The sequence below is a fragment of the Bacillus salacetis genome (assembly GCF_003581585.1).
Classification (GTDB): Bacteria; Bacillota; Bacilli; order Bacillales; family Bacillaceae_B; genus Rossellomorea; species Rossellomorea salacetis.
The window spans coordinates 1-700 of the sequence record NZ_QXIR01000086.1; the positions used below are offsets into that span (position 1 = coordinate 1).

Here is a 700-nt window from a genome sequence, read left to right on the forward strand (position 1 = left end):
AATCAAAACCACCAGTGTGAACTGGTGGTTTGCTCTGCGGCTGGAAGCCTCTCTTACCGGCCTCGGCCTAAAAGGCCCACTGAATGGTTTCCCTTCTGCACCACATTCACTCACTAATTCTAAAGAATTTCTTTATTTCTTCCGATTTTTCTGTCCGGTAAACGGGTCATGTTCCTCGAACAATGTTAACTGGTCGGCCATATAATCTTCCTTCAGCTGATTCTTAATGTATTCTTGGATTTGCTTCTTGTTTCTGCCCACTGTATCAACATAGAATCCACGACACCAGAATTTTCGATTTCCATATCGATATTTCAAATTGGCATGGCGATCAAATATCATGAGACTGCTTTTTCCTTTTAAGTAACCCATGAATTGAGATACGCTTAACTTTGGTGGGATACTCACTAACATATGAATGTGATCCGGGCAGGCATTTGCTTCATGAATTATGACACCTTTCCGTTCACACAAATCTCGAATAATTTGCCCAATACTCTTTTTGTATTTTCCATATATAATCTGTCTTCTGTATTTCGGTGCAAATACTAAGTGATACTTACAATTCCAAGTTGTATGTGCTAAACTGTTCATGTCCTTCACAGGGCATACCTCCTTCTATGATGGAATGAAGTGGTCGGGAAACCAACTTTATCCTATCATGGAAGCGAGGTTTTTTTAATACCACGCTTTAAGCTCT

General features: G+C 40.0%; 1 protein-coding gene. It reads right to left on the reverse strand.

All coding sequences use genetic code 11. The features are described from left to right. Positions 1–132 precede the first annotated feature (132 nt). Positions 133–594, reverse strand: a complete 462-nt coding sequence (gene tnpA / locus D3H55_RS23710; RefSeq protein WP_119549773.1) for an IS200/IS605 family transposase — start codon at positions 592–594, stop codon at positions 133–135. Positions 595–700 lie beyond the last annotated feature (106 nt).